At 58.3% G+C, this 25905-nt stretch carries 24 protein-coding genes and 1 tRNA gene; 21 read left to right on the top strand and 4 right to left on the bottom strand.

The features are described from left to right. Position 1 precedes the first annotated feature (1 nt). The 16 genes from GYM67_RS05805 to GYM67_RS05730 all read left to right on the top strand — a co-directional run bounded on the left by GYM67_RS05805 (position 2) and on the right by GYM67_RS05730 (position 16543). Entirely contained in the window at positions 2-604 is a 603-nt protein-coding gene (locus tag GYM67_RS05805; protein WP_220236028.1) for a DJ-1/PfpI family protein, read from the top strand. A 74-nt stretch (positions 605-678) separates the two neighbouring features. Beyond that, complete coding sequence (gene argC, locus GYM67_RS05800) at positions 679-1770, top strand: N-acetyl-gamma-glutamyl-phosphate reductase (RefSeq protein WP_220236027.1); 1092 nt, start codon at positions 679-681, stop codon at positions 1768-1770. Next, positions 1767-2936, top strand: coding sequence for a bifunctional glutamate N-acetyltransferase/amino-acid acetyltransferase ArgJ (argJ, locus tag GYM67_RS05795; RefSeq protein ID WP_220236026.1), 1170 nt, complete (start codon positions 1767-1769; stop codon positions 2934-2936). Before argC ends, argJ begins: the two co-directional genes overlap by 4 nt. Before the next feature lie 64 nt (positions 2937-3000). Next, positions 3001-3948, top strand: coding sequence for an acetylglutamate kinase (gene argB / locus GYM67_RS05790; protein ID WP_220236025.1), 948 nt, complete (start codon positions 3001-3003; stop codon positions 3946-3948). After that, positions 3935-5251, top strand: coding sequence for an acetylornithine transaminase (locus GYM67_RS05785; RefSeq protein WP_220236024.1), 1317 nt, complete (start codon positions 3935-3937; stop codon positions 5249-5251). Before argB ends, GYM67_RS05785 begins: the two co-directional genes overlap by 14 nt. A 48-nt stretch (positions 5252-5299) precedes the next feature. Further along, positions 5300-6274, top strand: coding sequence for an ornithine carbamoyltransferase (argF, locus tag GYM67_RS05780; protein WP_220236023.1), 975 nt, complete (start codon positions 5300-5302; stop codon positions 6272-6274). Next, positions 6274-6810: an arginine repressor gene (locus GYM67_RS05775; RefSeq protein WP_220236022.1), complete on the top strand. Its 537-nt coding sequence runs from the start codon at positions 6274-6276 to the stop codon at positions 6808-6810. Before argF ends, GYM67_RS05775 begins: the two co-directional genes overlap by 1 nt. Positions 6811-6869: 59 nt before the next feature. Continuing rightward, entirely contained in the window at positions 6870-8120 is a 1251-nt protein-coding gene (locus GYM67_RS05770) for an argininosuccinate synthase (RefSeq protein ID WP_198182566.1), read from the top strand. Beyond that, the gene (gene argH / locus GYM67_RS05765) at positions 8117-9583 is read left to right on the top strand and encodes an argininosuccinate lyase (RefSeq protein ID WP_220236021.1); all 1467 of its coding nucleotides are present in this window, start codon (positions 8117-8119) and stop codon (positions 9581-9583) included. Before GYM67_RS05770 ends, argH begins: the two co-directional genes overlap by 4 nt. A 93-nt stretch (positions 9584-9676) precedes the next feature. Then, a complete protein-coding gene (locus tag GYM67_RS05760) occupies positions 9677-10408 on the top strand; it encodes an SGNH/GDSL hydrolase family protein (RefSeq protein WP_198187273.1) in 732 nt (243 codons plus the stop codon). A 244-nt stretch (positions 10409-10652) separates the two neighbouring features. Beyond that, positions 10653-11984 (top strand): tyrosine--tRNA ligase, encoded by a 1332-nt coding sequence (gene tyrS / locus GYM67_RS05755; protein WP_220236020.1) that lies wholly within the window; start codon positions 10653-10655, stop codon positions 11982-11984. Positions 11985-12007: 23 nt separating this feature from the next. Next, positions 12008-14167, top strand: coding sequence for a helicase (locus tag GYM67_RS05750; RefSeq protein ID WP_309485621.1), 2160 nt, complete (start codon positions 12008-12010; stop codon positions 14165-14167). Continuing rightward, positions 14167-15231 (top strand): HAD-IIA family hydrolase, encoded by a 1065-nt coding sequence (locus GYM67_RS05745; protein WP_220236019.1) that lies wholly within the window; start codon positions 14167-14169, stop codon positions 15229-15231. The genes GYM67_RS05750 and GYM67_RS05745 overlap by 1 nt, the downstream gene beginning before the upstream one ends. A 5-nt stretch (positions 15232-15236) precedes the next feature. Then, the gene (locus GYM67_RS05740) at positions 15237-15557 is read left to right on the top strand and encodes a hypothetical protein (protein ID WP_220236018.1); all 321 of its coding nucleotides are present in this window, start codon (positions 15237-15239) and stop codon (positions 15555-15557) included. Between the two features lie 47 nt (positions 15558-15604). Continuing rightward, positions 15605-16363 carry a TlyA family RNA methyltransferase gene (locus GYM67_RS05735; protein ID WP_220237430.1) on the top strand — a complete coding sequence of 253 codons (759 nt, stop codon included), beginning with the start codon at positions 15605-15607 and terminating at the stop codon, positions 16361-16363. Between the two features lie 106 nt (positions 16364-16469). Continuing rightward, positions 16470-16543, top strand: a tRNA-Arg gene (locus tag GYM67_RS05730). Positions 16544-16636: 93 nt separating this feature from the next. Here GYM67_RS05730 and GYM67_RS05725 read toward each other — a convergent pair. Together GYM67_RS05725 and GYM67_RS05720 are read right to left on the bottom strand one after the other, a co-directional pair. Then, positions 16637-16957, bottom strand: coding sequence for a tyrosine-type recombinase/integrase (locus GYM67_RS05725; protein ID WP_220236017.1), 321 nt, complete (start codon positions 16955-16957; stop codon positions 16637-16639). A gap of 83 nt (positions 16958-17040) precedes the next feature. Further along, entirely contained in the window at positions 17041-17298 is a 258-nt protein-coding gene (locus GYM67_RS05720) for a hypothetical protein (protein WP_220236016.1), read from the bottom strand. Positions 17299-18130: 832 nt separating this feature from the next. On the opposite strand from GYM67_RS05720, the gene GYM67_RS09265 reads away from it, so the two are divergent. Next, the gene (locus tag GYM67_RS09265) at positions 18131-18544 is read left to right on the top strand and encodes a hypothetical protein (protein ID WP_258561453.1); all 414 of its coding nucleotides are present in this window, start codon (positions 18131-18133) and stop codon (positions 18542-18544) included. Beyond that, complete coding sequence (locus GYM67_RS09260) at positions 18466-18984, top strand: phage major capsid protein (RefSeq protein WP_258561452.1); 519 nt, start codon at positions 18466-18468, stop codon at positions 18982-18984. The genes GYM67_RS09265 and GYM67_RS09260 overlap by 79 nt, the downstream gene beginning before the upstream one ends. A 134-nt stretch (positions 18985-19118) precedes the next feature. Here GYM67_RS09260 and GYM67_RS05710 read toward each other — a convergent pair whose 3' ends face one another. Both GYM67_RS05710 and GYM67_RS05705 read right to left on the bottom strand, forming a co-directional pair. Then, entirely contained in the window at positions 19119-19553 is a 435-nt protein-coding gene (locus GYM67_RS05710; protein WP_220236014.1) for a hypothetical protein, read from the bottom strand. A gap of 36 nt (positions 19554-19589) precedes the next feature. Continuing rightward, positions 19590-19790, bottom strand: a complete 201-nt coding sequence (locus tag GYM67_RS05705; RefSeq protein WP_220236013.1) for a hypothetical protein — start codon at positions 19788-19790, stop codon at positions 19590-19592. A 651-nt stretch (positions 19791-20441) separates the two neighbouring features. Here GYM67_RS05705 and GYM67_RS05700 point away from each other — a divergent pair. The 3 genes from GYM67_RS05700 (at position 20442) to GYM67_RS05690 (ending at position 25873) form a co-directional block, all read left to right on the top strand. Further along, the gene (locus tag GYM67_RS05700) at positions 20442-21059 is read left to right on the top strand and encodes a hypothetical protein (RefSeq protein ID WP_220236012.1); all 618 of its coding nucleotides are present in this window, start codon (positions 20442-20444) and stop codon (positions 21057-21059) included. A 2966-nt stretch (positions 21060-24025) separates the two neighbouring features. Then, the gene (locus GYM67_RS05695) at positions 24026-24523 is read left to right on the top strand and encodes a hypothetical protein (protein ID WP_220236011.1); all 498 of its coding nucleotides are present in this window, start codon (positions 24026-24028) and stop codon (positions 24521-24523) included. Positions 24524-25654: 1131 nt separating this feature from the next. Next, positions 25655-25873 carry a hypothetical protein gene (locus GYM67_RS05690; RefSeq protein ID WP_220236010.1) on the top strand — a complete coding sequence of 73 codons (219 nt, stop codon included), beginning with the start codon at positions 25655-25657 and terminating at the stop codon, positions 25871-25873. Positions 25874-25905: the final 32 nt, after the last annotated feature.

Raw genomic sequence — 25905 nt, 5'->3', positions numbered from 1 at the left:
AATGGTACGGGATGTCAATATTGTCGTATTCGATGGATTCGAACCACTGGATGTCTTCGGGCCCTTTGATGTTTTCACCCATACAGATGCTGTCGGCGTGCGGATATTTTCCCTGGATGGCCCTGGCGCGACAGTCAGCGAGGGCGGCGCCAGGGTCGAGGCCCTGGGGCCAGAGGAGATCGATCCCAAGGGGGTTCTGCTTATACCCGGCGGATCCGGTACGCGCGCCCTGGTTGGGGATGGCCGCTGGCTAAGCAGTCTGCGGAGGCTGGTTGCGCAGTCTTCACAGGTGCTGACGGTCTGCACGGGTTCGGCTCTGCTGGCTGCTGCCGGTGCTCTGGATGGTCGGCGGGCTACCTCCAACGATCTGGCTTTTGACTGGGTAGTCGGCACGGGTGAGAGAGTGGATTGGATCAAAGAGGCCCGTTGGGTGGTCGATGGAAAGTTCCGCACCTCTTCGGGCATCTCGGCTGGCATCGATATGGCCTTGGACTATGTTGAAGACACTTGCGGGCCCGAGGCCGCGGACAAGGTCAGCACCCAGATGGAATACATCCGCAACCGTGAGTCCGGTTACGACCCCTTTGCGCGGAGGAAAGCATAACGACACGCCGGATTGCATAATTATGCATTTTATCGCATGACTATTTATGATGGTACCCGGTGGAAGGAGCGTTCATGCACCAATATACAGTGGCCGTGGTGGGAGCCTCCGGGTATGCCGGTTCGGAAATGATCCGACTCATGGTCGCTCACCCCGCCTTCCGGGTATGCACGGTCACTGGGCGCGGTTCAGCGGGTCGACTGCTGGGGGAGTTCTCGCCCAATCTTCCGAATTCGCTGGCCTCGCTAAAAATCCAGGCCACGGATCCCAAGACCCTGGCTGGTCATGATCTGGTGGTGCTGGCTCTGCCCCATGGCGCCTCTGGTCCTCTGGCAGAGCAGCTGGATCCGAAATCCATGCTGGTCGATCTAGGTGCCGACCATCGGCTGGACGATCCAGCCGACTGGCAGGACTACTACGGCGGACACTTTTTCTCTCCCTGGACCTACGGAATGCCGGAGCTGCTGACGGCTGAAGGCGTTCGTCAGCGTGAACTGCTCAAGCATGCCCGCCGCATAGCTGGTCCGGGTTGCAACGTAACCGCAGTCACCCTGGCTTTCCAGCCGGCCCTGGCCGCCGGATTGGTGCAGACCGATGACCTGGTGGCCGACCTTGCTGTGGCCTACTCGGGTGCCGGTCGCTCCAGCGGCAGGTTGGACCTGCTCGCAGCCCAGGCCATCAACTCAGCCCATCCCTATTCGGTCGGCGGCACCCACAGGCACATCCCCGAGATCCTGCAGAACCTGCGCAAGGCAGAAGCTTCCAATCCGGATCTGGTTGGAGATCATCAACCGATTCGCTTGGGGCTGACCCCCATCCTGGTTCCCATGTCACGCGGGATCCTTGCCGTGGTTTCGGCCAAGCTGAATGCGCGTGGACGTGCCTTAGGCACGGAGGGCATTCGTGCCGTCTGGGAAAAGATCTACGCCAAGGAGCCGTTCGTTGATCTGCTGCCCCAAGGCAGGCTCCCCTCCACGGCTGACGTGTACGGTTCGAACCTGGCCCAGATCCAGGTTCTCACAGATGAGCGCGCCGACCGTCTCTATGCTTTCGCAGCCATCGACAACCTGACCCGGGGCACCGCCGGCCAGTCCCTTCAGGCCGTCAACCTGGCCTTGGGGCTGCCCGAGGAAACCGGTCTGACAACCATAGGAGTGGCACCATGAGCATCACCTACGCTGCGGGCTTCCAGACAGGCACCGCCATCGCCCATCGTCCGGGAGGCTCACGCCGCCGCAACTTGGCCTTGGTTGTCAACAAGGGGCCCATGGACACTGCTGTAGGCGTCTTCACCCCCAACCGTTTCCGGGCCGCTCCGGTCATCTGGACCAGCAAGATTTTGGAAGAGGGTCGGGCAGGAGCCGTGGTCATCAACTCGGGCAATGCCAACGCCTGCACGGGTTCCGAGGGCCTGGACCAGGCCAAGGCCATGGCTGAGCGAACAGGCGAGAATCTGGGCCTGCCAGCCGAACAGGTTGCCGTCTGTTCCACAGGGATTATCGGCCACCTGCTGCACCTGGATCCCATACTGGCCGGCATCGACCAGGCGGCCCAGGAGCTGTCGACCAGCCAGGAGGCTGGCGAAGCGGCAGCCAAGGCCATATTGACCACCGACACCTGTACCAAGACCGTGGCCTTGGACGGGTCCGGCTGGCGGCTGGGCGGCATGGTCAAGGGCTCAGGGATGATCGCCCCGCAGCTGGCCACCATGATCTGTCTGATCACCACAGATGCCATTGTGGAGCCTGAACAGGCCCTCCGCGCTTTGTCTGAAGCCTGCCGGCTCAGCTTCAACCGGATTGATGTGGACGGTTGCATGTCCACCAATGACACGGTCCTGCTCATGGCCTCAGGCGCATCTGGCGTTCGGCCTGATCCCAATCAGTTCCAAGAGTTGCTCAGCCAAGCCTGCGGTGAGCTGTCCCGCCGCATTGTGGCCGACGGCGAGGGCAGCCGCCACCGTATCCGCATCCAGGTGGACGGCGCCGAGAGCGAGGACGCGGCCCTGGCCTGTGCACGGGCTGTCTCCAGCTCCACTCTGCTCAAGTGTGCCGTGGCTGGCGAGGATCCCAACTGGGGTCGCGTGGTGGCATCCCTGGGCACTGTGCCGGCTTCGACGGCGGCCTATGACCCGGACCGTGTGGATGTCAGCTTCAATGGAGTCAAAGTCTGCCAAGGAGGCAGTCCCGGCCAGGACCCCTCCCTGGTCGACCTGCATGTTTCTGAGGTCCATATCGATATTGATCTTGGCCAAGGCGATCGCCAGGCCGCGGTTTGGACTGATGATTTGACCCACGAATATGTGACCATCAACGCCGACTACCACACCTGATCCGGCATGTGCGCACGAGCGTGAGGCACCGGAGGCAGAAGCGGCAATGAGGAAAGGGAAAAGGATGGCAGACGGCGAGCAGGAGGCAGAAGCAGAACGGTTCTTGGACGATGTCAGCAAAGCCCAAGTGCTGATCGAGGCCCTGCCCTGGCTGGAGGAGTTTGCAGGTCAGCGGATCGTGGTCAAATACGGCGGCCATGCCATGGTTGATGACCACCTGCGCCAGTGCTTTGCTCAGGACATGGTCTTCCTGCGGCAGGTTGGCATGCACCCGGTGGTTGTCCATGGGGGAGGCCCCCAGATCTCTGACATGCTTCAGGCCCTGGGTATCCCCTCGGTGTTCCGCGGTGGTCTTCGGGTGACCACGCCGGAAATCATGAAGGTGGTCCGCATGGTCCTGACCGGTCAGGTGGGCAGGGATTTGGTCGGTGCCATCAATGCCCATGGTCCCATGGCCGTCGGTCTGTCTGGAGAAGATGCCGGTCTGTTCAGCGCTGCCCGTCGTACCGCTATGGTGGATGGTCACCCGGTGGACTTGGGCCTGGTGGGCGAAGTCGTGGCTGTGGATGCTTCGGCCGTGGAGGATCTGATTGATGCTGGGCGGATTCCTGTGGTCTCCTCTGTGGCCCCGGACGAGCAGGACGCCACCCAGGTGCTCAACGTGAATGCCGACGCCGCCGCCTCTGCCCTGGCTGCGGCCTTGGGCGCCAGAAAACTGGTCATTCTTACCGATGTCGAGGGACTCTATGCCAACTGGCCTCAGACCGATTCCCTGGTTTCCAGCATTGGCGTGGATCGTTTGGATGGTCTGCTCGGAGACATGAAGGCGGGGATGCGTCCCAAGATGGAGGCCTGCCTGCAGGCTGTGCGTGCCGGAGTCAGCCAGGCCCACATCATTGACGGGCGACAGCCGCACTCCATGCTCACCGAAATCTTCACCCAAAACGGGATCGGCACCGTGGTTGTGCCGGGTCATGAAATGGTCATGAGGAGGAGCCATGAACAAGGCTGATCAACATTGCGCCAACGTCGCGGAGCCAGCCGAAACGGTAGAGGGTCCCCGGAGTCGCCAATGGGCCGATCGCTATGACCATGTCCACATGCAGGTCTTCGGAAGGCCGGGCAGGGTCATGGACCACGGCCAAGGCGCATGGATATGGGACATCGACGGCAACCGCTATCTGGACATGTTGGCAGGGATCGCGGTCAACGCCCTGGGCTATGCCCATCCGGCCTGGAACAAGACCCTGGCCCAGCAGGCCGGCAAGATGGCCCATATCAGCAACTTCTTCGCCTCCCGGCCTCAGATTGAACTGGCCGAGCGGCTGCTGGGGCTGGCCCAGGCCCCGGATGGTTCACGCGTCTTCTTCTGCAACTCCGGAACCGAGGCCAATGAGGCGGCCATCAAGCTGGCCCGGCTGCATGGCACTCGCATGGGCGGCCATCCCGGGCGGATCCTGGCCCTGACCCACAGTTTTCACGGTCGCAGCATGGGCTCCCTGAGCCTGACCTGGAAGCCTGCCATCCGCGAGCCCTTCCAGCCTCTGGTGCCGGGTATGGGCTTCCTGCCCTCCGGCGACCCCGAAGCCCTGGAGGAGGCCTTCTCCGGAGAAGAGGCTTCCGACCAGCCGGTGGCCGCTGTCATACTGGAACTCATCCAGGGTGAGGCTGGCGTGCTGCCGCTGGAGCCCGACTATGTGCAAAAGGTGCGTGAGCTCTGCAGCCGGCATGGTGCATTGATGATTCTTGACGAGGTGCAGACCGGCATGGGCAGAACCGGCTACTGGTTCGCCTTCCAGGATCAGAGCCTGTCCGGCGGTGCCTGCCCTGATGTGCTCACCTTTGCCAAGGGGGTGGCCGGCGGCTTTCCCATGGGCGGGATGATCACCTTCGGTTCCGGGCCCTCTGGTCTGCTGACCCCTGGCACGCACGGTTCCACCTTCGGCGGCAATCCCCTGGGATCGGCCCTGGCGCTGACCACCCTGGAGACCATCCAGCAGGAGGGCCTGTTGGAACGGGCGGAGCAGATGGGCAAGAGGCTGCGCGATGGCATAGCCGCCTGCGGCAACCCCCTCTTCACTTCGGTCAGAGGCAGGGGTCTGCTGGATGCCGTCCAGCTGAGCTCCCCCTGTGCCAGCAAGGTGGCTGCCTGGTGCCTGGACCATGGGCTGATAGTCAATCCCGTGGCCCCTGATGCCCTGCGCCTGGCGCCGCCGCTGATCATCCAGGCCGATCAGATCGATCTGGCTGTCGACATTCTCTCCAAGATCCCGATCCGTCTCGGGGACATGGATCCGTCGCAGAGTAATCGGTGATTTGCAGCATTCAGAGACAATCGTGATGACACGGTAAGGGAGGCAGAGATGAACAGCGGTTTGCGGCACATGCTTCGTGACGACGACCTCAACCACGAGGAGCAGCTGGAGGTGCTTCGGCTGGGCATGGCCTTCAGGGCCAATCCCTATTTGTCCAGGCCGTTCCAGGGTCCTCAAGCCGTGGCGATCATCTTCGACAAGCCCAGCACGCGCACCAGAACCAGTTTCTGCGTAGGCGTGGCCCAGCTGGGCGGCTACCCCATGGTCATCGACAGTCCTGGTTCGCAGCTGGGCCGTGGCGAGCCCGTGGCGGACACCGCCAAGGTGCTGACGCGGATGACATCCGCCATAGTCTGGCGCACCTTCGGACAGGATCGGGTGGAGACCATGGCCGCCCATGCCAATGTGCCCGTCATCAACGCGCTGACAGACTCCTTCCACCCCTGCCAGGTCCTGGCCGACTTCCTGACCCTGGCCCAGCACCGTGGCGGGGTCGACGCCCTGGCTGGCATGACCATCGCGTATTTGGGCGACGCAGCCAACAACATGGCCAACTCCTATCTGCTGGGCGGGGCGGTGGCCGGCATGAACGTGCGGATTGCCGGCCCCCACGGCTTCCTGCCAGATCCGAGCCTGGTGGAACAGGCGCGGACACTGGCCGCTGAAAACGGAGGATCCATTCTGGTAACCACGGATCCGGTCCAGGCCGTGGAGGATGCTGAATGCGTCTTCACCGACACCTGGGTCTCCATGGGCGAAGAGGACCAGTATGCCATCCGCTCCCGTCCCTTCCTGCCCTATCAGGTCAACGCCCGACTTATGGCCCATGCCCGCCCGGATGCCCTCTTCCAGCACTGCCTGCCCGCCTACAGGGGCCGGGAGGTGACGGCCGAGGTCATCGATGGCCCCCAGTCCGTGGTCTGGGACGAGGCTGAAAACCGGTTGCATGCCCAGAAGGCACTGATGACCTGGCTGGTGGCCCGCTCCCGGGGCGACGAATCCCTCCTGCAGGGGGTGTGCTGATGCGGCCGACGACCAAGGTGGCCCGGCTGGACGCCATCCGCCAGGCCCTGAACCGACATCGGGTCAACTCCCAGCAGCAGCTGTCGTCCCTCTTGGCCGAGCAGGGCATCGAGGTGACCCAGGCCACACTGAGCCGGGACCTGGACGACCTGCACGCCACCAAGCTGCGTTATGCAGACGGGAGCATGGCCTATTGGATTCCCGCCACCACCGATCAGCAGGCCATGGAGGCCGCTGCAGCCGAGGGGCCTGAGGTCGAGGGGGAGAACAAGACCGATGCCTACCTGGCCAAGATCCTGACCGGGCTGATCACCTCGGTGGCCCGTGCCCGCAACCTGCTGGTGGTCAGAACCCCGGCCGGCGCCGCCCAGTATGCGGCTTCCGCCCTGGACCGCCAGCCCATCAAGGGCATCCTGGGCACCATAGCCGGGGACGACACGATTCTGATCATCGCAGCCGACGATGAGGCGGCATCATCCCGGGCCGACTGGCTCATGACCATCGTCTCCGGCCAGGAGGATGCCAGGGCCCGATGATCGCAGAAGGCACGAACTGAATATCTGCAAATGTGAAATTAGAAGGAAAGAGGATCGCCATGACCGAAAACAATCGCATCGTGCTGGCCTACTCGGGCGGCCTGGACACCTCGGTGTCCATTCCCTACCTCAAGGAGCGCACCGGCAAGGATGTGGTGGCCGTCTCCCTGGATGTGGGCCAGGGCGGCGAGCGTCTGCAGACCATCCGCCAGCGGGCCCTGGACTGCGGGGCCGTCGAGTCCGTCGTGGTGGATGCCCGGGACGAGTTCGCCAGGGATTATTGCATGCTGGCGCTCAAGGCCAATGCCATGTACGAGGGCGTCTACCCGCTGGTCTCGGCCATCTCCAGGCCGCTGATCACCAAGCATCTGGTCCAGGCGGCCCACCAGTACGGTGCCGATACCATAGCCCACGGCTGCACCGGCAAGGGCAACGACCAGGTCCGTTTCGAGGTCTCCATCATGTCCATCGACCCCTCGCTGAAGGCCATCAGCCCCATCCGCGACCTGGGATTGATGCGCGATGTGGAGATCGCCTACGCCAAGGAGCACCACCTGCCCATCGAACAGACCGAGGAGAGCCCCTATTCCATCGACCAGAATGTCTGGGGACGGGCCATCGAGACCGGGTACCTGGAGGATCCCTGGAATGGACCCACCAAGGATGTCTACTCCTACACCGATGATCCGGCCTTCCCACCGGTCGAGGACGAGGTGACCATCGACTTCGAACAGGGCATCCCCGTGCGCATCGACGGCAGGGCCGTCACCCCTCTGGAGGCCATCGAGGAGATGAACCGCCGGGCCGGGGCCCAGGGGATCGGACGTGTGGATCTGATCGAGGACAGGCTGGTGGGCATCAAGTCCCGCGAGCTCTATGAGGCACCTGGGGCCGTGGCTCTGATCACCGCCCACCAGGAGCTGGAGAATTGCTGCCTGGAGCGCGAACAGCACCGGATCAAGCGCGACATCGACAAGCGCTGGGGCGAGCTGGTCTACGACGCCCAGTGGTACTCGCCTGCCGTCCGTTCACTGAACGCCTTCATTGAAGAGACCCAACGCTATGTCTCCGGTCGCATCCGCATGGTCATGCACGGGGGACGGGCCGTGGTCACCGGCCGGCACTCCGACAGTTCCCTCTACGACTACAGCCTGGCCACCTATGAGTCCGGCGACAGCTTCGACCAGAACGCCTCAAACGGGTTCATCGCCATCTACGGCCTGGCAGACAAGGTGGCCGCCGCCCGTGACATGCGCTTCGGCAACGGCATCGCACAGGACGGACAAGAACAGGACGGACAAGAGCAGTGAGCAGCGGCGACAAGCCCATGGCCCTCTGGGGCGGGCGTTTCAGCAGTGGGCCCTCGCCGGCCCTGGTCGAGCTCAGCCGATCCACCCAGTTCGACTGGCGGCTGGCCGACGACGACCTGGCTGGTTCCCGAGCCCACGCACGGGCCCTCAACCGTGCTGGACTGCTGGATGATGGCGAGCTGGCACGTATGGAGCAGGCTCTGGATGAACTCCAGGACCAGGTGGACTCCGGCGCTTTCGCCCCTGAGCCTGGCGACGAGGATGAGGCCACGGCCCTGGAGCGCGGCCTCATTGACATAGCGGGGGACCAGCTGGGCGGCAAGCTGCGGGCCGGGCGCTCGCGCAACGATCAGATCGCCACCCTCATTCGGATCTGGCTTCGTCGCCACGCCCGGGTGCTGGCCAAGGACCTGCTGAGCACGGCCCAGGCTCTGATGGATCAGGCTCAGGCTGCGGGAACTACGGTCATGCCCGGCCGCACCCATATGCAGCACGCCCAACCCGTCCTGCTGGCCCACCAACTCATGGCCCATGTCTGGCCTCTTGTCCGTGACCTGGAACGCCTGAGGGACTGGGATAAGCGTGTCGATGCCAGCCCATATGGATCTGGCGCGCTCGCCGGCACCACCCTGGGTCTGGACCCCCTGCCGGTGGCCCGGGATCTGGGCTTCAGCCGGGTCTGCGCCAACTCCATCGACGGGACCGCCGCCAGGGATGTGGTGGCCGAGTTCGCCTTCGTCGCTGCCATGATCGGCGTGGACCTGTCCAGGCTGGCTGAGGAGATCATCATCTGGAACACCCAGGAGTTCGCCTTCGTTCGCCTGCACGACGGCTATTCGACCGGTTCCTCCATCATGCCTCAGAAGAAGAATCCGGACGTGGCTGAGCTGGCTCGTGGCAAGGCCGGTCGGTTGGTCGGTGATCTGGCTGGCCTGCTGACCACCCTCAAGGGGTTGCCGACGGCCTATGCGCGCGATCTGCAGGAGGACAAGGAGGTGGTCTTCGACCAGGTGGACACCCTGGAAGTCCTGCTTCCCGCCTTTGCCGGCATGGTCGCCACCTTGACCTTCAACAAGGACCGCCTGGAGGAGCAGGCCCCCACAGGATTCGCCCTGGCCACCGACCTGGCCGAGTGGCTGGTCAGGCAGGGTGTGCCCTTCCGGCATGCCCACGAACTCTCCGGGGCCTGCGTCAAGCTGGCCGAGGGTCGTGGTTGTGAGCTGGCTGACCTGGATGACGACGATTTCGTCAAGGTCTTCGCTGACTGGGTGCCCGCAGATCGGGCTCCAGAGGTTCGCTCGGTCCTGACCGCCGGGGGAGCCGTGCGCGCTCGCCGGGGCCAGGGAGGCACTGCACCGGAGAGGGTCAAGGAGCAGATGGACCAGGCTGCACGTGCGCTGGAAGAACTGAAGACCTTCGCCGACTCGCAGTCTGATGGGCCTGCCTACCGTCCTCCCAGGTGATCTTTCTGGTCTGCGTCGGACCGATGGCCGCGCTAGAATGCCCAACGGCAATCCCTCAAGGTGAACGGCAAACAGCGAAAGGCGGCGGCGATCATGAATCCGGTGGCACTGGTCCAGGCTTGGTGGGCCAAACAGCACATCACTCTGGCCAAGGAGCCCCCCGGTTCCCGCCAGGGGCTGTGCTCGCCTCCGGACCAAGGCCGCGACCTAGAGCCGCTGACCATGCTGGTGGTGGGCGACTCCATGGCGGTCGGCTGCGGGGTGAAGGACCAGAGCCAGGGCTTTGTTCCTGACATAGCCGCCTGCCTGGCCACCCGGCTGGGGCGTCCGGTATCCTGGTCGACCCAGGGTCGGCTGGGGGCCACCATCCGCAGGGTGCGCTACCGGTTCCTGCCCGCCCTGCAGGACCATCCCGATCTGCTGGTCCTGTGTGCAGGATCCAACGACATCATGGCCAATCGCACCGATGAGCAGTGGCGGGATGACCTAGCTGCCAGCATTGAGCTGGCCAAAAACAAGGGTCGCCAGGTGCTGGTCCTGAGCTCCGGTCAACTTTATCGGGATCCTGCCCTGGGCCGGGCACTCAGGGCCGAGGTGGAGCGTAGGATAGCCCGCCAGACTCAGACCAGTCGTCAGGTCTGTCAAGATGCCTCGGTGCCCTTCGTGGATGCCACCCGCGACGATGTCGGCACCGATCGACCCGACTTCTGGGGCATCGATCACTTTCATCCGGGGGTTGAAGGTTACCGGCGCATGGCCGCCTGCGTGGTCGACCACATCCCTCAAGACCTGATCAATCAGTTGTCTGTGTCTGCGCGTTCCTGACTTAGACGCGGTGGTTTTGCTGAGAGGATTCAGCCGGCCGCCCCGTCTTGGCAAAAGCGGCCAGCGGTTAATCACCAATCCGCAGTGGTCGATTCACAGTGATTATCCGGTTTCGCCCCCTGGGGATTCCTGCTTGGTGAGGCCTTGTCTGCGGCGGTCCGGGGCTCTGCCGTGTCGGTATCTGTTGCAAGAATAGTAGGGTTTAGCATACATTCATCAAGTATTCGATAGGGAGTAGCCTCTCATGTCGCAGGTCACCGATTTCAGGCAGGCGGGTTTCGACTCGCTTTTCGACGAACTCAAGTGGCGCGGTCTCATTGCCCAGTGCACGGACGAGTCCGAGCTCAGGAAGGTGCTGTCCGACCCCTCGGTGACCTATTATTGCGGATTCGACCCCACAGCTCCCTCTCTGCACGTGGGCAATCTGGTCCAGTTGCTCAACATGCGCCACCTGCAGGCGGCCGGTCTGCATCCCATCGCCGTTGTGGGCGGGGCCACGGGGCTTATCGGCGACCCTCGGCAGTCGGGTGAGCGCACCCTGAATCCCAAGCAGACCGTGGCCGAATGGACCGAGCGCCTGCGTGGACAGATCGGACGCTTCCTGGACACCGAGGGGGACAACCCCGTCCGGTTCGTCAATAATTATGAGTGGACCGGGTCCATGAGCACCATCGACTTCCTGCGCGATGTGGGCAAGAACTTCCGCATGGGCACCATGCTGGCCAAGGACACGGTGGCCCGCCGTCTGAATTCCGACGAGGGCATCTCCTTTACCGAGTTCAGCTACCAGGTGCTCCAGGGCAACGACTTCCTGGAGCTCTTCGACCGCTACGGATGCAGTCTGCAGCTGGGCGGCAGCGACCAGTGGGGGAACCTGACCAGCGGTCTGGACCTGATCCGCAAGGTGCGCAATGCCTCTGTCAACGTTATGACCAGCCCGTTGATCACGGACTCCCAGGGCAAGAAGTTCGGCAAGTCCGAGGGCAACGCGGTCTGGCTGGATCCCACCATGTTCAGCCCCTACCGCTTCTACCAGTTCTGGTTCAACCAGCCTGACGACCAGGTGGTCAAGTTGCTGAAGACCTTCACCTTCCTGCCCAAGGCCGAGATCGAGCGTCTTGAGGAGCGGACCGCCCAGGATCCTGGCGCTCGCGAGGCCCAGAAGGTCCTGGCCTGGCAGGTGACCTCCTATGTGCACGGCGAGCATGCCGCCCAGGGGGCCATTGATGCCTCGGGTGCCCTCTTCGGTCGTGGCAAGACCCTGGAGGAGCTGGACGAGGATGTGATGGATTCCGCGCTGGACGGTCTCAAGGTCGATGATGGTCAAGGCGGACGAGCCCTGCCTACAGCCAGCGAGGGTCAACGTCTGGTTGAGGCCGGAGTCGCGGCCGGGCTCTTCCGTTCGGTCTCCGAGGCTCGTAAGACTGTGGCCTCGGGCGGTTTCTACCTGAATAACCAGCGGGTCGAGGATCCGGATCAGGTTTTGGAGAACAAGGACTTTCTGCATGGGCGCTTCGCCCTGGTTCGCAGAGGAAAGAAGGCCCTGGGCGCACTTGAGCGCCGGGCCGGCAAGTAGGAACGTAGGAATTAAGGATACTGATGGCAGAAGAACACAATCATTCCCGGGGCGATCGCGGACGGGGCCGGGGCGGTTCGCGCCCAGGCGGCTTCCGGTCGGGCGGCCATCGCTCTTCGGGCTTCCACAAGGGCGGTTCTCACTCGGGCGGGTACCGCTCCGGAGGATATCGTTCAGGAGGTCACCGTTCCGGCAACTTCCACAACCATGACGGCGAAGGCGGCGAGGAGCGTCGTTCCGAGAACAGGAATGGCCAGAGGCCCTTCCGCGGGCGAGGGCACGACCGGTTCGACCGTGACAATCGCGGATACAGGCATGACCGTCAGGATGGTCACGGCGGCTTCCGCAGGGATTCCGACCGGGATCGCCATGGCCGTCGGCAGGATGGAGACCGTCCACGTCGTGACTTCCATGCCAATGGGCATGGCGGATACGGGCATCGTGATCATGACAACGACCGCGGTCGGTCGGGATATGGCGAACGTCGTTCCGGACGTGGCTACCAGCGGCATGACCGTGACCGTGATCGTGGTCAGGGCTTCCACGGTGACCGCCGTCAGGGTGACGACCGTAGGTTTGGTCGTCGACAGGATGAGCGGTCCGGCGGGGATCGTCCATGGAACAACCGCTCCCGGGATGACCGTCCACGTCAGGACCGTTCGCGTGGGAATCGTTCCTATGGCAATCGCTCCTATGGCGACCGTTCCCGTGACGACCATCGTCAAGGCGGCTATCGGGGCGACCGTTCCCATGGCGACAGGTACCAGGGCCAGCATGGTCACGATGACCGTCGTCGTGATGATCGCCGCGGAGTCTATCAGCGTGACCGTCAGAATGGCTATGACCGCGGTCGCCGCAACTCAGACGGCACCATCTCCTACCCCTCGCAGAACCCCTACACGGATCGTCGGCCTGGCGAGCCCAAGATGCCCAAGGGCCTGGAATGGTCCATGCTCTCCAAGGATGACCGTCTGCGCCTGCGCGGACTGAGCAAGGAGCACGCGGAGAACATCGGCCTGCACATTCTGGCCGCCTACGCGCTGGAGGAGACCGATCCCCAGGGGGCTCTGGCTCATGCCAAGTGGGCTGCCCGGCAGGCCTCGCGGATCGATCTTGCTCGTGAGACGCTGGCCCTGGTGGCTTACCGTCAGGGCGACTACAAGCTGGCCTTGAAGGAGTTCCGCACCGCACACCGCATGAACGGCTATTCTGATTACCTGCCCTTCATCGCCGACTGCGAGCGGGGTCTGGGCAATCCCCGCAAGGCCATTGAGGAGGCCACCTCCGAGGAGGGCAGTCAGCTGCAGGGCGAGTCCAAGGCGGAGATGTTCCTGGTCTATGCCGGAGCTTTGGGCGATTTGGGCCTGTGGGACAAGGCCATCGAGACTGTTCAGGCCCTGGTCAAGGCCCGTGGGCTCAGCGGCGATTATCGGATGCGCGCTGTGCAGGCCGAGCAGAACTTCCTCGAACAGGCTGGACGCAGCCAGGAGGCCCTGGAGCTGGAACCCCTGCTGGATCGGCTGGAAGCGGAGTATGCCGACGAGGATGAGGACGAGGACGGCCAGAATGGCGGACAGTCCGAGGAAATCCTGATTGACTACGACCTGGAGCACCTGGATCCGGCCATGATGGAGGATCTCTCCATTGACCCGGATGGCGGCGAGGATGACTCGGATGAGGCTGAAGTTGAGACTGAGGCCGCTGAGTCTGATGTCACTGATGCATCCGATCAGGGTGCCGATGACAGCCTGGTTGAGGAATCTCCAGAATCAGTTGCTTCGGACGATTCAGCGGACTCAACTGACACTGGTGACTCATCCGATTCGACTGATACATCTGATTCGACTGATACATCCGACGCGGTTGATTCGACTGGTTCGTCCGACTCAACTGCTTCATCTGAAGTGTCGGAATCTGAAGTGCCGGAATCGTCAGATACTGTGAAGCAACCCGGGGGGGAGTCCTCTCGCCTTGATGCAGAAACTTCGGACGATGGGTCTCAAAGTGACCAGAACGGTAGCGAAGCTGACGTGGCTGTCGCCGATAAATCTGCTGCTGACAACGGTGACGCGACTGTCCAGGCTGCAGGATCCGAGGCAGGCACTATCGATCATGAAACTGAACAGGCCAAGGATGAGCAGGTCAATGAGTCCGATACGTCTGATGAAGCTAGGACTGAATAGTGACCGTATTCCTCAAAGGAACTGGCGACGCTCCGGCAAAGACCTATCATCTGGCACTGCTTGACCTGGATGGGGTGGTCTACCGGGGTGCTGACCCTGTTGAGCATGCGGCCGAGGGCATCGACCGCGCTCAGACGCTCGGCATGCGCATGGCCTACACCACCAACAATGCATCCCGGTTTCCCCATGTAGTGGCCGATCAGCTGCGCGGGTTCGGTCTGACCCTGGACGATGGCCAGGTCATCACCTCGGCCGTAGTCGCCGCACGAATGCTACGCCGACACCTGCAGGAGGGAGCCAGGGTGCTCGTCATTGGATCCGATCATCTACGTGATCAGATCCGCCTTAACGGAATGGTGCCGGTAAACAAGGCCGCAGATAAGCCAGAGGCCGTCATTCAGGCCTGGTATCCCGAGCTGAGCTGGCAGGACCTGGCCCAGGCCGCCTTTGCCATCGAAAACGGTGCACGCTACTTCACTACCAACAAGGATCAGACCCTGCCCCGCGAAGGTGGCATGGCGCCCGGGAATGGGGCTATGCTCCAACCGGTGATTCTGGCTACTGGCAAGCAGCCGGAGGACTCGGCCGGCAAGCCGGAATCGGCCATGTACGACGAGGCACGGCAGCTGTTGACCGACAGCCAGGAGAAGAGCTTGGACATCGGCCGGTGCCTGCCTGTGGGCGATCGTCTGGACACCGACATCGAGGCAGCCAACCGGGGCGGGTACGACTCAATGCTCGTCCTGACGGGTGTGGCCCGAACACCTGCCATTCTGACTGCACCGGCCAAGTTGCGGCCTACCTATCTGGCTGAAGACCTGCGCGGCCTGACTGCACCACAACCCCAGCCCAGTAAGGAGGCCGACCAGACCTGGCACTGCGGCGGCCAAACCGCAAAGGTGGATGATGACGGGCATGTGACTCTGCATGCTCTTGATGGTGGCGGCGACCCCCTGTCCGATCTGGATGCTGTGCGGGCCTGCGCCTGTGCGCTCTGGGAGTACCAGGATCGTGGCGGAGACATGGACGCGCTGGATCTGCCCGCCTTCGTCGTCGGGGCATAGCGGCCATGTCGGAAGAGGTCGACTCCGGACAGCCGGGAGCGAGTGGACCATCCCAGGAGTCCAATCACTACGGGCCACCTGCCCAGTCTGGCCAGACCGGGCAGCCTGTAGAGTCTGGGCGTTCTGGACGGTCCTCTCAGGCGGATGATGAGGATACGACTGCCTCAGCACCCGAAGAGCCCATGGATAAGCAGGCCATGGCACCTCTTTTGGAGCGTTTCCCTGATTTGGCTCAATTGGACGATCTGGACGATGCCCAACAGGTCGAGCTGCTCGGCAAGGTGCTGGCCGGGCTCCAGCACGACCTGAACCGGGAGGGCAAGTGAACGTTGAGGACACGGTCGTCAGCGCTGCGGACGGTCGTCGAAGGACTGTGGCTCACACCCGCGACCGGCTTGACCGTATCCTGTCTGCACAGGGGCTGACGGATTCACGTGCCAGAGCCCAGGTGTTGATTCGGCAGGGCCGGGTTACGGTCAACGATCATCTGGCATCAAAGCCTGCTCAGAGCGTCCAGCCAGGCGATGTGATTCTTCTGGATCCGGGCGATGACTATGCCTCCCGGGGAGCGCTGAAACTGGAGGGCGCCCTGACGACTTTTGCGGCGCAGGGGATGCCCGGTCCGCAGGACAGGCTCTGTCTCGATATCGGGGCTTCCACGGGCGGTTTCACTGACGTTCTGCTCAGGCACGGGGCAAGGCGAGTTATCGCCCTTGATGTGGGCCACGGACAGTTGCTGGAACGGATTGCCGCTGATCCTAGGGTGATTGACAGGAGCGGTGTCAACATACGCGAAGTCCAGCCGGGAGATCTGCCGTATCATCCGGAATATGTGGTTTCGGATGTGTCTTTCATCTCGCTGACCTATGTCATTCCCGTCCTACCTGCCTTGCTGGCACCTGCTGCCAACTGTCTGCTGCTGGTCAAGCCCCAGTTCGAGGTGGGACGCAGCCTGCTGGGCCATCATGGCATTGTGACTGACGAGGACCGCAGGCAGGAGGCGTTGGAGCGGGTCTTGGCCTGTGCACGTGAGCATGGATTTGCTGTCCGTGCTACCATGCCATCTCCCATAACGGGAGCCCATGGCAATGTGGAATATCTGCTCTGGCTGTCTTGGTCACAGTCGGTCTGAAGGCTGTGGCTTCCCGCTTTCCACGCGACACACCAGACTGGACAGAATCCACAACTGCGGTAATATAAATGAGTTGTCAAAAACGAGTTCCTCGTCAAGATGACTTGCGCCAGTAGCCCAACGGATTAGAGCAGCTGACTACGGATCAGCAGGTTGCAGGTTCGAATCCTGTCTGGCGCACAAGAAACCCTTGGAAACATTAGCTTCCAAGGGTTATTTAATATCAGGATCACTCCCTTTCAGACACGATTAGACACGACGGGCGAAAATGCTTTAGTTCAGTTGCCTGTCTCGCTGCTGTTCCATGATCTCGGCCACTTCATCCAGATGGTCAGGCCAGAGCGACGTATACACATTCAGGGTTATGCTGGCGTCCGCATGACCCAAGGCGTTCTGGACCGTTTTCACGTCTGCCCCTGCAGCGATGGATAGAGATGCGAAAGTGTGGCGGAGACTATGTATTGTGAGCCCAGGTATCTCAAGTCCGCTCCCGGCCACCGCTTTCACCCAGATGCGGTTATACCAGTTCTTTATGTTGATGTGTTCTTCGTGTTTGGTTCGGAAAACGAAGGCTTCGGGGGCTGCCCTGAACAAGGAAAAAGGGAATCGCTACCCGCCTGCGTCCCCATGTTTTGGAATCCTAGGACCTGTCTGCCTTTGTTGTCTTCCACTCAGGTTCATAGAACGCTGACCCGCCGCTTCTTGAAGTCTAGATCTGAGTCTTTCAGTGCTGTTGCTTCGCAGATCCACAGACTTACGTATGCGAGGAATCGAACCAAGGTATCCGACATAGGTAGATCGATCTTGTCTGCTTCCTCTGCCAGGTCTTCAGCTTCTACATATGTCAGATACACCGTTTCATCTGTGATCTGTTTGCGTGGGAGTTTGATTCCCGACAGTGGGTCGATAGTAAGCCACAGGTGTTTAGTAGCCACCTCTCATATTGGAACAAGCTACCAAAAGTAACTTACACTATGTTGTGAATGCTAGAGGACAGTGGCTTGGATTTGCGGTTTGTCCTGAACTTGCAAGGTACTTCGCCTTTGTCGGAATCATCGTTCCAGGTATTTATGTCCGTCTCCGTTATTGCGTTCAGTTGCACGTCGCCTCATCGTGGAAGCACATATGTCTTTAGTTCGGAACGGTATCAATTGATACTTGATGTTTTCAGCCCATATTTCAAACTCTGGCAGTCCTCAACTACCTCTCTAAAATCTGTTGTCTAAGTGCGTCCGGTATGTACTTACTGCCTCTAAGATCCCCTTCCCCCGCCGCCCGGCTGCATCTCTGTATGATTCCGTCATATCCAGCTTGAGGAATGCTTTGCTGCGACTGATATTGGTTCCGCTTGAGTCGGGGGAGTACTTAATTGACCTTCTACCTGAGGCACCTGTCATAGAAGCTTGTTCGCCACCGTTCCGGCACGTTTGCGCTTGGCCCGGTGCTTGGCTGAGTTCAAGGAAGACCGCGGCAAAGTAATGCGTGACCAGCCTGCACCCCGGCCGGCCCATGGTCTACGACCACATACTCGTGGAACGCGCCCGCGCCATGCCGGCCGCGAGGAGTATAAGGCGAGGTGTCTGTGTGCAGGCCATGCGGATGCCTCACCTTATACATAATTTCAGCGGCGTGCAGGCCATGCCAGCCGCGCCAGGGTCCAGGGAGACCGGCGCGGGAACATGAACATCGACTCATCAACCAGCATGAGCATGGCCGCCGCATACCCGGACAGGTTCCCGACGCGCCATGCGGAACAGGAACACCACCATGACGGACAACGCCAACATCATCACCACCGGCACCGGCAAGGAAGGCCTGTGGCCCGGCTCCACCTTCTACCCGGCCAAGACCATCGCGCCCGACGCGCTCATCTTCAGCCAGACCAGCGTCGGCGGCACCATCAGCGGCGACGGGCCCGTGGCCCGCATCCCCTACATCAAGGACGGGCTGGACGCGGCCATCGTCGCCGAAGGCACCAGGATCACGGAAACCGACCCCGACCTGAGCGAAATGTACGTGCACACCCACAAGATCGCCATCCTCACCCCATCAGCAACGAAGCCGCCGACTACACGCAGACCACCAGCCTCATCCAGGCCGGCATGGTCAAGGCCATCACCGACAAGGCTGACAGGCTCCTCCTGCAGGGCGACGAAGCCGGCATCAAAGGCCTGGCCCTGACCCCCGACATGATCGACGCGGGAGACATCAACGCCGCCACAGGGCTCAACCCCCTCCTGAACGCCATCGGCAAGGTCGGCGACAACGGAGGCAGCCCCACCGGCATCATCATGGGCTACAGCACCTGGGCCAGCCTGCTCAAGCTCACCGACAGGAACGACCGGCCCCTCATCGCCACCGACATGGCCAACAGCCCCACGCCAGCCATCTACGGGATCCTCATCATCCTGAACATGCAGACCTCAGCAGACACCATCCTGCTCAACGACAGCAGCCGGGTCCTCAGCGCCGCCAGCCAAGCCGCCGTCGCCACCAGCGATCAGGCATACGTCGCCAACGACTCCATGGCCATCCGCGTCACCATGCGCCTAGGATTCGGCGTCCTCCGCCCCAACCGGCTCGCCCGACTCACCGTCAACAAGACACCAGCCAAACAGTAAAACAACACACCAAACAGAAGAATCAGCAAGCAACCACGCCCAAACCCCGGGCACAGGTCAGAGCCAATGCAGGCGGCAAATGCCACCGTAACACAGTGGTTTACAGTAAGGGCCAGGCAGAGATGCCCGGTCCTTTATTGTTTGTATTTGATTTGTTCAAAGAGTCGATCCAGTTCCTTAAAAGATTCCTCCAGGTCATAATTAAAAACCTTGTCTTCATCGCATGAATACCCGTATATGGTAAGTAGCCTGATCAGATATCGGCCCTTAATTGCAACCAGGGACGGAGAGAAGTTGTTGCTGGGCATGTAGAAATCGCCGGCCACATCCACAAGCCGTAAAGCGATTCCAAAAGCCTTGTCGACTATGGCCTTGCGTTCATTTATTACGCCTTGGCGGATATTGTAAACAGCCAAGAATAAAGCCACCGCTGTAGCAACCGCAGTGGCTATGGCGCTGCATGCATCCCAGTTAATGTTCATGGCACAAGATATAGCACTTGCCCGCAGGTTTTCCCCTTTCTTCCCGACTGCGGGCATCATCCTTGCCTGGCCACGCCACAATCCCAACCTTTGGATGCGAGCCAGGCAAGGCCCTTCCTGCGTCTACTTATCAGGTGTAAGCCCGTGCTCCTTAGCGCACTCCGCGCATACCGGTGCCGACCCGACAGGGGTATCAGGGTTGTGCTTGACCGGCTTGCCGCAGAATACACAATGATCGCCAAGCTGACTCGAGTAAGCCTGTGTGGCGACCTGGCCGATCTGGTCTATGCTGTGCTGATTCAGCGACACCTTGACCTTGTTCATATAATCACCTCCCTTCATACGACCCAACCTACCCACCAAGGAGCAGCCATGCCAACCAAGCGCAGCAGATGGCAGACCTCACGCAGGCATGACCGGCTGCCCCATGACTGGCAGCTGATCAGAGCCGAAGTCAAAGCCCGAGCGAACGGCAGATGCCAAGCCACGCATCATGCCAGAGGCTGCAACGGCATCGGAACCGACTGCGACCACATCATCCCGGGCGACGATAACAGACTGGACAATTTGCAATGGCTTTCGAACGCTTGCCACAAAGCCAAGACAGCAAGAGAGACAGCGGCGCGCAATTCATAGTATCGTGAAACCAGTCTTCATCCCGTCGAAAAAAATTCGGGATTGGTCCCTCCCGAGGTGGGGGGTACCTCCCCGGAAACCGTGGATTAACTGCCGGATAGCACCTCCGATTATGCGTGCGTCCTTCCGTTCGTTTTTCGCCAGAATTCCTGACTTCCGAGTATCTGGCGTTCGTCGTTTTGTGGCCTGTTTCTGTGGCTTGCGGGGCATCCTGGGAATGTGCCAGGCTCTGCATTCCGTGACAGGAACCATGTTTTTACCGTTGTCACGTAATAACTTGAATGCCTGATATTGCTTAGTTTTCTTGTTTTCAGAGTAATGTCACGATATAATTAAAGCATGACACGATGCGAGTTCTGCGGCAAGCCCCTGCCTGAGCATGTGGGGAGGGGTCGCCGGCGCAGGTTCTGCTCGGACGCCTGCCGTCAGCGGGCCCACCGGGCGGGCAGGACGATGCCGGTGTCCCCGGATATGGCCATGGCCGACCGGTGGCTGCGCTGGCAACTGGTCCACAGAGGCGACGGAACCAGCAAGAGGCCGATCCGCTTCGACGGAGCCCCGGCATCCAGCACCGACCCGGCAACCTGGACCAGCCTGCCCATGGCCGAACAGTCCACGGCGGGGGACGGCCTGGGCTTCGCCCTGGGCGGCGGGTTCGCTTGCATCGATCTGGATCACTGCTACGACTCCCGGGGGCACCTGGCCGACTGGGCCAAGATGCTGCTCGCGCCCGTGGCCGGCAGGACCTGGGTCGAGATCAGCCCCTCCGGACAGGGCCTGCACATCTGGGGCAGGTGCGCCGAACGCAAGGGCGTCAAGGTGCGCGGCCTGATGGACACGGAAGCCTACTCGCAAGGCCGGTACATGACCTACACGGGCCACGCCTGGCGAAACAGCCCGGCCAGGCTCGCGGATCTTACTTTCCTCTTCGAGGTAATCAAGCGCATAAGTGCCTAAGCAAAAGTGAACCCGACGCAAAGAACCCAACGGCAGCAGAACGCAGCCCACAGCCATAAGCCATCCACCGACCCTAACCCAGAGGTAGGGTCAACCCCCTAGATTCAATTTAGGTCGATGACGTAAGCCGGCCATACCCCACAGGGACAAGGAAAGAAACATCCAGACACGATTCAGACACGATGAACGTCGTTTTTCTCCCAATTTCAGCCTAGCTTTATCTGTATTGATCGGCTCAATTTCCCTTCTGCTATATAGCTTTAGGTAGTTCGGCACAGTATGGGGTATTTGCTCTCAGTACATCAGCAGGTTGCAGGTTCGAATCCTGTCTGGCGCACCACACGAAAGCCTTACAGCCGCAATTGCTGCGTTTTTATAGTTTTGGGAATTGCTTGAGGCAAGATTTTGTGTCTCATTTGAGTGACAAAGGTATTCACAGGGCAAAGCTCTGCTGAACCGGGGCCCTACGACTGGTTCCTCAGATGTTTAGCAGTCGGTGTTTTGTATCTGTGTATTCTTCGTCATCCAGGGCGCCTGACTCGTGGAGGCTTGCAAGATGGGCAAACTGGTCGAATACTGATGATATAGCTGTGTCGTCACTCTCCTGAGTCTCTGGAACCTGGGATGCATAGCCACATGCTGGCGGGCAATGGAGTTGATTGCAGTAACAAATTTGCTTGATGTTGAAACAGAGGCATTGTCTATCTGCACAGACCATTGGAAGTCGAGGCCATCGACGATAACGGAATGATTGCCTGGCTCAATTTTCTTAGCCGTCAACGTAAGCCTCCACTGCCATGGTACGAGTTGCGTTCATCTCTCTCCCCCCCCCCCCCCTAGACTTATCTGCACCGTGAAAAGAGGCGTAAACGCCACACAACAGTCTATCAACGGCCTCGTCGTTTATTCGACCGCCGTACAGCACCAGCCAGGTCCTGCCCTTGCCTGAGATTATGGGATAACCTCATCAGTTTTTAATTCATCCATAATTCCGGCTTTTACGGTGTGCAACTTTTGACGGCTCGGGCAGAGGATTCGGGTTCTGGAAAGCAAGGCATGGAAAGTTTCGACGAAACGCTTTGTAGGGTGGGTATGGGGTTATTTTCCGAGAGTTTGGCATTATTAGATAGGGATTCGTCTGCGAGTTGCACGCTTAGGGCGATATACCATCCAGACCGCCTGGACTGATATCTTGCAGCGTGCAGACATTCCAGTGGAATGTGAATTTTCGACCTAGAATACTGATCATTCACCACAGGGTTGGCAGTCTTCCGAGCTAATGCTGATTTACTGTGAAGCGCGCTTTGTTCGCTTTGACTGACAACGTCTATTCGTGTACCGCGGTATTGTCTGTGTAGCATATTGGTCCCCTGTGTCTCTATTCTCAGGAGTCTTTGGTGATTATCGGTCGGCTACCAGCTATTCTAGAGCTGTATAGCTAATCGAGAGGTTACTGAATTTCGGGTGCAGCGAGAGCAATATATGACTGAGTTGCGAAAGATGTAGTTTTAGGGCAGATTTGACAGTCGATGTTGCATATTTCGTAGGCATGACCCCCCCCCCCCTACTGGTCTTAGGTCATGTATTATGAATACAGTTAGTTTTAGTCTAGGAGTCGGCAAAGATGTCCGGCCATTCTAAATTCTTGGAGCCAGTGATTGCTCTTGTTGGTGTCAATCTTTGTTGACACAAATTAGATAGGAAGGAAGCCTATCGCATGAGTGATTTGCTTTTATACTGTCTTTATAAGGTCGAGACTGGAAAATGGTAAGGTCATGTGTACAGGTCAACTTGCTGGACAGAGCTGGAAGATTTCATATATGCATAGATAATTGAGTTGATGACACAGTAATGGGAAGAGCATCTGCTTTTATTAACCCGGAAGACTTGCAGCTGATAACTGACGAGGAGGATTTAAAAGGGACTCCTTGTTTTTGCGTATAAGCTTGCCAGAAAATCGGTAAGGTACTTGTCGCCAGCATCACTTTTGGTCATTATGGCGACAAGGACTGGTTATACGCGACAGATTCGGCGAGCCAGAAAATATAAGTAAGAAAGCCGCGTCGAGTCTATATGAAGTACGTATGTCTTTCCCTGAACCCAAACAAAATGAGCCCGATAAAAATGTTTGCTACATGGCTTGCACGGTGAATGGTAGATCTGCGCAGGGTGAAAACCTTTTACAATATATCTCGTACAAATATCACCTATCAATATCGAAAGTTTCGAAAGACGATCATTCTGAAACAGTAGCGAACGGGGAATGGTATAGATTTTCTACCACTCCGGTTATTTATCGGAATAGGTCCGATAGCATTTCGGCATCTGCTAAGCCTCAGAAAATCGAGCTTGGAATGCATTCGTTGTCTGGTTTCGGCTCACGAGAGAATTAGAAGTTAACGCTGACCGTGTCTAGCGTTAGTGCAGCATGGCGAATATGAATCAATAAAGTGCTCAAAAGTGGATTAAAGCCGTGCAAAAAAATTGAGTCTCAGTCGGCTGCAAGGCGTTCAGGATGTGGCTGCGATGATACCTATGGACAGCTTGTAATTGTCTAAGAAGATGATAAATAACGGTGGAATTACTTACGAGGAAAATGGCAAAATCAAGACGGTGACTGCAGAAACCGTAGATTAGCTGTTCACTTATCCCATGTCAGATGGGTCGGCTAAAAAGACTTATAAAAGGATGCCGGGAATAACCCGAGGTTGATTGCTGCCGACGATGGCAAGTATAATCTTCCTGCCTTTAATGTCGATTGTAATCTTTCTACGACACAAGTCTATCGCTAATAAGTTGTTATTAAATAGCTCCGTTGAGGAAGGAGTTCCATGGAAATTTCAATGGTTCCAATGTCGATAAACCGCAGACAGTGGAAATCGCTACATTTCTATACTCCCGATCCTAAAGAAAGTTAGTCGATTCTGAAGAGAATACACTTGCCCATAAAGGTACGACGTTCTATTTTGAAGATATTTGTTGTCTATATAGTGCCGCTGTCGGCAGGAATAGCTGCGCATCTGTTAAGACTCCATTTTGATTTTTGCGATACCTTGATTGCTGTGATGGGGATTTTGGCAGGTGCACTGATCACTACGTTCAGTCAGCTTGCAAACTGGAGACAAATCTTTAAAGCGGATAAGGGATTGAGAACTTCAACTGAGAGGTGGTTGTTTGATTCTTCTATAGCACATATTCTCGCGGGGGCATATAGCGCTGTTCTTGTTTCAGTAATAACTCTGATAGTAATGGTTGTTCAGCTGCCAGGGTCACCATACCTATCGCCATGGATTCATCGAGTTGGAAGCGTTGTAATCGTGCTTTTAAGCGTACATGTGGCTGTAAGTATTTTGATGGCATTGCGAAATTTGTATCCAGCACATGCGAGAATCAACGATGTTATCCCATTGCTCAACGAGCAAGATAATTTTGTTAAGATAAGCGCAAAACTGATTGTGCGCTGATCGAACAAAGCAAAAATAATATATTGACTTGAAAGGTTCTTTGCAGATAATTTGAGCCTGGTTGTATTTTCAACCCAGCCTGGCTGCATCACAAGCTCAACATTTAGACACGAGTCAGGCCACGCGTCCACATCTGCCTTTGAGTGCCAATTCAAGTGAATGCAGCAGAATTGCAGAGTTCCGGCAAGCACAAGCGATTGCTGCGCGACTGGCAGCGGATTAGAGCCAGAGTTATGGACAGGGCAGACGGCAAATGCCAAGCTAAGCATCATGTGGACGGCTCAAATGGTATCAGCACGGACTGCGTCCACTGAGCAACTGCCTAAAACTGTAGATTGCGTAAGTAGCTAAGGTCCGTGTGACACTGCTTGCAAATTCCCTACTCTTTCGCCCTCGTTTCATGAAATTATCTAAATACTCAATCAGTACGCTGCAAGAACTATTTTTTTGCCCAAAGGTTTTTGCACTCGTCGCATGCAATGAATACGAATCTAATGCTCCGTCGAACATCAGATGAACGTAAAACAATATATGTTATTATTTTAAAATATAGTGTGAGTGGCTGGTATAGCGGTTCAGGTCATTGACATAAGATAGCGTGCATGAGCGGCTCATGCTCTTACACTTCAGGAATGTAAATAGCAAGTACATCTTTTCCTATTTTGGCAGTCTATTATTCCTGACTAGCCAGGTCTTTCTTTTTGGTATGTCTAAAGTCTGACTAATCTGCTCTGTGCCAGTGGAGCGATTGTGGTTGAAGAGATTCTCATATTGCACCTAATAATCCGTATAATTGTTGTATCGCGCTACAGCTCGCTGGGCATTTACAAACCTTAAGTAGAGCATATGAACTGTTCAATATAGGGCTAAGTCGATCCCATTTCTCCCATCTAGGGAGAATTTTAATAATTTAAATATTATCGAAATACAACTTGCTGATAGACTGCTTGTTACCACGTGCAGAGTCTTTCACGCTTTGTCATTGGATTGTGTATGAGACTGAATCTGACAAATCAAAATTGCACGTCAACCTTTACGGGAGAAAATGCAACTATTGTTTTTACTATGCTATTATATTCAGGAAGGGTTCTGTTTTGTTGATACTCGATGTATAAAAGAATTGGACTTTACATGGTAATTTCACAATCAGACACACTGCTGCTGCGTGATGATGTTATGTTTTCTCGCACTGAAAAAGGGGTACTCTTTGTTCTTGGTCAAAATCGAGCCAAGTTTGAAATTAGAGGCATTGGTCAATACCAACTTTTTCGCGCCTTAGTGCCATTCTTGAGAGGAAATAATAACATTTCCACAATTCTTAGTTTTGTAAACAAAAAAATCAAAGTATAGTTCTACGACTACTGACATCACTTATAGAACGT

It is taken from the genome of Bifidobacterium asteroides (assembly GCF_019469425.1).
GTDB classification, from domain to species: Bacteria; Actinomycetota; Actinomycetes; order Actinomycetales; family Bifidobacteriaceae; genus Bombiscardovia; species Bombiscardovia asteroides_I.
The sequence above is the reverse complement of the archived record's forward strand: the minus strand, read 5'-3'. Positions and strand labels throughout refer to the sequence as shown.

Bases quoted from the DNA above. Each gene is read 5' to 3' on its own strand.
- GYM67_RS05805 (WP_220236028.1), top strand. From the start codon at position 2: ATGGTACGGGATGTCAATATTGTCGTATTCGATGGATTCGAACCACTG.
- argC (WP_220236027.1), top strand. From the start codon at position 679: ATGCACCAATATACAGTGGCCGTGGTGGGAGCCTCCGGGTATGCCGGT.
- argJ (WP_220236026.1), top strand. From the start codon at position 1,767: ATGAGCATCACCTACGCTGCGGGCTTCCAGACAGGCACCGCCATCGCC.
- argB (WP_220236025.1), top strand. From the start codon at position 3,001: ATGGCAGACGGCGAGCAGGAGGCAGAAGCAGAACGGTTCTTGGACGAT.
- GYM67_RS05785 (WP_220236024.1), top strand. From the start codon at position 3,935: ATGAACAAGGCTGATCAACATTGCGCCAACGTCGCGGAGCCAGCCGAA.
- argF (WP_220236023.1), top strand. From the start codon at position 5,300: ATGAACAGCGGTTTGCGGCACATGCTTCGTGACGACGACCTCAACCAC.
- GYM67_RS05775 (WP_220236022.1), top strand. From the start codon at position 6,274: ATGCGGCCGACGACCAAGGTGGCCCGGCTGGACGCCATCCGCCAGGCC.
- GYM67_RS05770 (WP_198182566.1), top strand. From the start codon at position 6,870: ATGACCGAAAACAATCGCATCGTGCTGGCCTACTCGGGCGGCCTGGAC.
- GYM67_RS05760 (WP_198187273.1), top strand. From the start codon at position 9,677: ATGAATCCGGTGGCACTGGTCCAGGCTTGGTGGGCCAAACAGCACATC.
- tyrS (WP_220236020.1), top strand. From the start codon at position 10,653: ATGTCGCAGGTCACCGATTTCAGGCAGGCGGGTTTCGACTCGCTTTTC.
- GYM67_RS05750 (WP_309485621.1), top strand. From the start codon at position 12,008: ATGGCAGAAGAACACAATCATTCCCGGGGCGATCGCGGACGGGGCCGG.
- GYM67_RS05740 (WP_220236018.1), top strand. From the start codon at position 15,237: ATGTCGGAAGAGGTCGACTCCGGACAGCCGGGAGCGAGTGGACCATCC.
- GYM67_RS09265 (WP_258561453.1), top strand. From the start codon at position 18,131: ATGACGGACAACGCCAACATCATCACCACCGGCACCGGCAAGGAAGGC.
- GYM67_RS09260 (WP_258561452.1), top strand. From the start codon at position 18,466: ATGGTCAAGGCCATCACCGACAAGGCTGACAGGCTCCTCCTGCAGGGC.
- GYM67_RS05705 (WP_220236013.1), bottom strand. From the start codon at position 19,790: ATGAACAAGGTCAAGGTGTCGCTGAATCAGCACAGCATAGACCAGATC.
- GYM67_RS05700 (WP_220236012.1), top strand. From the start codon at position 20,442: ATGACACGATGCGAGTTCTGCGGCAAGCCCCTGCCTGAGCATGTGGGG.
- GYM67_RS05690 (WP_220236010.1), top strand. From the start codon at position 25,655: ATGGTAATTTCACAATCAGACACACTGCTGCTGCGTGATGATGTTATG.